The organism is Microcystis sp. M53603_WE2 (assembly GCF_030065435.1).
Genome location: NZ_JASJFF010000588.1, coordinates 1 through 5,243 on the forward strand (window position 1 = coordinate 1; position 5,243 = coordinate 5,243).

The following is a 5,243-nucleotide window of genomic DNA, read 5'->3' on the forward strand; positions in this document are numbered from 1 at the left end:
CTGACGGTATTCGTGGTCCTGCACGTCTCCTGCGGCAAAAACCCCCTCGACGCTGGTAGCAACGGTCCCCGGTTTGACTTTCACATAACCCACCTCGTCTAATTCTAGTTGTCCTTGGAATAGGGAAGTATTGGGAGTGTGACCGATGGCATAAAATAACCCTCTAACGGCTAATTCCCTGATTTCTCCCGTTTGCGAGTTTTTAATGCGTAGTCCTGCCATTTTACTGTCTGTACCGAACACATCCAGTGCTTGGGTGTGAAAATGAACGGTAACTTTCGGATTATTTAACACCCGGTCCTGCATTGCTTTCGAGGCACGCATCGCTTCCCCGCGTATCAATAAATGGACGTGAGAGCCGTATTTAGTTAAATATACGGCTTCTTCTGCCGCCGAGTCACCGCCACCAATCACAGCGAGGTTTTCCTCTCTAAATATCGGTGTAGCACCGTCACAGATAGCACAAGCGGAAATCCCGTTACTCCAGAATTGGGCCTCGCTGGGTAATCCTAAGCGTTTGGCAGTGGCTCCCGTGGCGATAATAATACTATTGGCCTTAACTTCCCGGTCCGTGGAACGAATGGTAAAAGGACGCTGACTTAAATCCACCGAGATAACATCTTCGGTATAGCATTGGGTCCCCCATCTTTCGGCCTGTTCCTTCATTCTTTCCATCAGCTTCGGACCGGTGATTCCTTCGGGAAAACCGGGGAAATTTTCTACTTCTGTGGTGGTCATCAATTGTCCCCCCGGAATGCCTCCCGCTTGGAAACCCTCAAACATCAAGGGTTTTAAGTTCGCACGCGCCGCATAAATCGCCGCCGTATATCCCGCGGGTCCCGAACCAATAATGACTAAATTCTCGACAGTCATAACCGTAAATGCAACTCATAACGACTACGCTTTTTAGTATAGCAGCATCAGTTATCAGTTATCAGTTATCAGTGTCATATTCCTCGTCACCGACTCTGCCAGTGGGTAAAGTCTGCCGCAAATTGAGCTAGGGATAACAGCTTAATACGGGTATCTTGAGCAACTTTTTGGCGCATTTGAGCCGTATTATATCCCCAATCGGCTAAATATAAGCCCACATCGTTTAAATCTGCTTGTTGCTGTACTAATTCCAACGCATCGAGACGATCCTCGACAAACCACAAATTAGCGGGGGATTCCGGTAAATCAGCCAGTATTTGCTGAATAGTCAGGTATTTCGGCTGTTTAATTTCCTTGCCAATTAATCTCGCTGCCGGAAAATTAATTGCTACTTTTTGTAACAATTGCTTGACAAAACGGCTTTCTTTTGTAGTGATAATATAAACCAAAAAATCCGAGTCTAAAAGAGAGGCCAGGCGATCGATCGCGGGTTGATAAAATTGATGTAAGGCTAACCAAGACTCTAGATCCGACTCAATCCATCGATCCCTAAGACCATCGAGGGCATTTGAGAGAACTTTTTTCGCTATTTTCTCCCTTTCTAGCAGATTTTGCCGAATTGACGGCCAATTATTTAAAGCTTCCCCGTCGGGAATACCGAGAACAAGCGATCGCAACAGTAAAGGCATTTCCCAACCGGTTTCGATAACGGGACGAAGTTGCGAAAAACTAGGGAAAAAATCCTCGGGAATTATTTCCGGCCAAAGGGTTTCATAGGTGCGTTTGCTAATCTGAAAATACTCGATCATGCCATCACAAAGAACACCATCAAAATCCAGTGCTAGAATGCGGGGGGATTGACTCATAAATGCTGGTTTAATCTCAATAATGGCAGTATAGCGCAGCTATTAGCTATTCTTTGCTTCATCGTTGACATAACATAGCTGTCTGATGATTTCGGTGACAGAATTTTTCAATCCCTCTACATGAATCCAGCCCACATATACAGCATATACGATATTTTGGTGATTGTCCTGTATATAAACATGATGAACACGATATAAATCTGAGCTTAAATAAATATAACCACTGGCATCTTTAAATTTACCTTCTAGTAATATTTTTTCTTTTAGAGGTTTCATTTTTACCAGATCTTTAGTCACTCCAGATATTTTAGCTATTCTTTCTATGGCAAGATCAACACAAGTGTTATGACTGTAACTATCGCCATGATTATAATCCTGCTGATTAAAATAAATTGTCTCTACGATATTTTTGGCCACTTTATCTGATGCTAGGTAATAGGTATGAGCATTAAGGGAATTCAAGACTACGGCAGCAATTTCTACAGAATCAAAAATATTGCCAGTCGCTTCTAGATAATAATCGCTCATTAAAATCTTGGATACATCGGTTATAGAATCAAAAAGAGGACGAATTGGATAAGCGATAATATCGGAGGAATTGATCAGATTATTCCAGAGCAAACGCTGGCCTTGATGCTGGGTAATAAATTTTTCAATTTGATTAGTATCAATGCCTAGAGTTAGATTTAAAAATGGGATCGGTGAACCCATTGTTGTTACAGTAGATAGGGAAAGTTTGCCCCGTTCTTTACCGATAAGATCACGAATTTTGTGAGCGGGATCCTGAGGGTCAAAACGCTCGGAAAATAACAGATCCCAAAGGATTACAGTACCCAAAGAATGGGCAACTATATGTAATTCGGTTTCCTGGGGATAAGCTTGAACAAGATCGATTAATTGGTCGGCAATAATGCGGCGAATTTGGTTTCCTCGATCGCTGCCTAAATAGCTAAATGCGTCACCAATAAAATAAGATAAATACTCTTTTCTAAAATTTTGATAGCGAAAGGATTGCTCGGGGTTAAAATTAATATTTTTCTGTTTTTGTGTCTGTAATTCTTGCTCGATATCTCGCCATAATTTTTCGGTTCCTTTGAGGACATTTCCCCAAAATCCTGCATAACAGTAGGGAATCGCCAGATTTTTGCGTTTACATTCTTCTTCAATTAGTTTGATTAATTTATTGGCATAACTAGCATCTCTTGTGGCCACTCCATGAATAAAGTAAATCAGCATAATAGATTTATCTCAATAGGCGTTGATCGGAATCTCTCACCTTCTTAATATACCCTTCTAGCTTCAGAAAAATATCAGGATGGAGCGAGATATAGTAATGCACAATTAAGGTCATTTGTCAAGAGATGGTGGAGTGATTATTTAGGTTCTCTCTCCACTGACCAATCCTCTGAGGATAATCCCATAGTTTCTACTACTTTTACACAAAAATAGTAGATATCTTTGGAAGATTTACCGATTATTCCTAGTATTTATCACTCTAACACAGCAATTTGGCACTGCCCAGAATCATGGCGGTGGGTTACGCATTGCTAACTCACTCTCAGGGCCCACTTCATCTCCCCGATGAAGTTAAATAAAGTTACCTGCCACCAGATTATTACTATTAACCAATCTCAAAAGAACCGAGGAAGCGTTGCTTGAAAAAGCAGCCTCAGCACCTTGAATAATCAGTGCATCTAAGCTACTACCATCGGTGCTGATGGTGAAGACATTACCACTGTAGCTACCAGAAAGGTAGTAGTTTGTACCAGAAACCAGACTAGAAGTTAAAACCCCAATCCCGGATATTGCAGAACTCGAAGAATCCAGATCAAGTATATCTCCTAGGGGACCAGCGGTTCGGTCTAACCGTGTATTAGACACCTCCAAAATTCAGGCTAGATTGAGGTTAATTTCTGGAAATGTCTATTGTACTGCAAGGGAATCAGGAGCCGCCCAAGATCCATTGGTTCGCCACCTCAGTTTCCCCCCATGGGAACTGCCTGACTTCAGCGGCGACAAAGTGGGAAGCCAGACTTTCAATCAGTTTAACCAGAGTGGAATCAGTCACCACTGCAACCTTACTGACGTACTTGTGATGGTCGCGTATCAGCCGGAAATGAGCAACCAAGGCACCAAAACTCTCCCAACCAGTGAACGTGGGAACTTCGATGATTACGCCAGCAAGGCCACCAGTGGCTTCAATGTGGGGGTCCACTGCCTCCGCAATCTTGATGAAATCTTCCGCCGCAAGTGCAGATGTAGGTTGCATATACAGAATGCTATGCGCGGCATCTAAATTATACTCTATCATAGTTTGCCTCTCCCAAATGGTCGAAGTCTAACTATATACTATCACAAATAGTGGGACAAAGATTGAGGCAAAATCAATAAGCGATCGCAGAGAATAACCACAAAGACACAAAGACACAAAGACACGAAGATTAGGCTGGTTAATTCTTCTTGCCATCTAATCAGAATTGGGTGGTTTATGCATTGCTAACCAACCCAACTGGACTTTATTTGAGGGGTAATGTTCTAGATGTTAACTAGGTTAAAGATGGCATAGCCAACGCATAATTGAAACCAGTTGATTATCATTGGTTAAGTTAGCGGCATTGGTGAGTTTTTTCGTCTCTAATTGCTGATAAATTTCCCTAGCCATTTTTGTTTCAATAGCAGCGCCGATAAAAAAAGTATAAGGATGCTTAGAGATTTTTCTAAAAGCATCATCAATTCTCTGCAAAGCAGTACGAGCAGTTTTCCAATGTTCATCTGCTCGAGCGGGATCAATCCCACCTTTCAATTCTCCCAAAGCAATGTATAAATCAGGAGATTGTAAGGTTTGTTTCAATCCCTAAGCTAGGGAGAGGAATGTAAAGATTTATTAAATTGTAGCGTAGGATACTTTGACCCCACTAAACAGTATTGGCTATTCTGCTAGATTGAATTGCACGGAGTTTTTCAACGCAAACCATCTTGATCCAATCCTGACGATTCATGTTCTGCAATTGACACTCTACATCTATGCTTCGTAGTAATTCCGGGGGAAAATCAAGATTAATCTGTTGCTTAACCTGAAAATTACCTGTGAAATGCTCAGAGACATCTTTCCCTAGATGTGCTTGTTGAGCAATTTCCTCAATATCTTTAATTTCAGTTGACTGTTTCCTCATAGCTTTTGCGCTCCTGTTTAGTTGATTTCCAAGCGGTGACAACCCAAATGTAATCACCGACTTCATCGACTCTGTATTCTACGATGAATGTTGTTAACGTTCCGCCCGCAAAGCCAACAATCCGATATTGCTCTGGCTGCTCAGAGCGTTGGTCTTCGATGTAAGGTTTTTGACACTCCCGTCGCTAAAAGCGAGGGATTCTTGGTTCACTGACTCAAGTTGTCTTAGCAGGTATTTCTACCAACCAAAATAGAGCTTAAATCTCCCCAAGCGTTTAGGTCTAACGACCAGCTTCCGATATGCCCTATCGTAGCTTTTTTGAGTATATTTA

General features: G+C 42.0%; 6 protein-coding genes and 1 pseudogene. All 7 read right to left on the reverse strand.

From position 1 onward, the window contains the following. On the reverse strand, window positions 1-873 hold an 873-nt coding region (gene trxB, locus PX481_RS12395), incomplete at its 3' end, for a thioredoxin-disulfide reductase (protein ID WP_288094665.1). 86 nt (window positions 874-959) lie between these two features. Then, window positions 960-1,739: an HAD family hydrolase gene (locus PX481_RS12400; RefSeq protein ID WP_012267643.1), complete on the reverse strand. Its 780-nt coding sequence runs from the start codon at window positions 1,737-1,739 to the stop codon at window positions 960-962. A gap of 42 nt (window positions 1,740-1,781) precedes the next feature. Then, the gene (locus PX481_RS12405) at window positions 1,782-2,975 is read right to left on the reverse strand and encodes a lipase family protein (RefSeq protein ID WP_002759692.1); all 1,194 of its coding nucleotides are present in this window, start codon (window positions 2,973-2,975) and stop codon (window positions 1,782-1,784) included. 351 nt (window positions 2,976-3,326) lie between these two features. After that, window positions 3,327-3,620: a hypothetical protein gene (locus PX481_RS12410; RefSeq protein WP_002759693.1), complete on the reverse strand. Its 294-nt coding sequence runs from the start codon at window positions 3,618-3,620 to the stop codon at window positions 3,327-3,329. 61 nt (window positions 3,621-3,681) lie between these two features. Then, window positions 3,682-4,050, reverse strand: coding sequence for a SpoIIAA family protein (locus PX481_RS12415; RefSeq protein WP_288094666.1), 369 nt, complete (start codon window positions 4,048-4,050; stop codon window positions 3,682-3,684). A gap of 240 nt (window positions 4,051-4,290) precedes the next feature. Further along, a pseudogene (locus PX481_RS12420) lies at window positions 4,291-4,587 on the reverse strand (AvaI/BsoBI family type II restriction endonuclease); the annotation flags it as partial. A 67-nt stretch (window positions 4,588-4,654) separates the two neighbouring features. Beyond that, complete coding sequence (locus PX481_RS12425; protein ID WP_079209336.1) at window positions 4,655-4,912, reverse strand: hypothetical protein; 258 nt, start codon at window positions 4,910-4,912, stop codon at window positions 4,655-4,657. Between the last annotated feature and the right edge of the window lie 331 nt (window positions 4,913-5,243).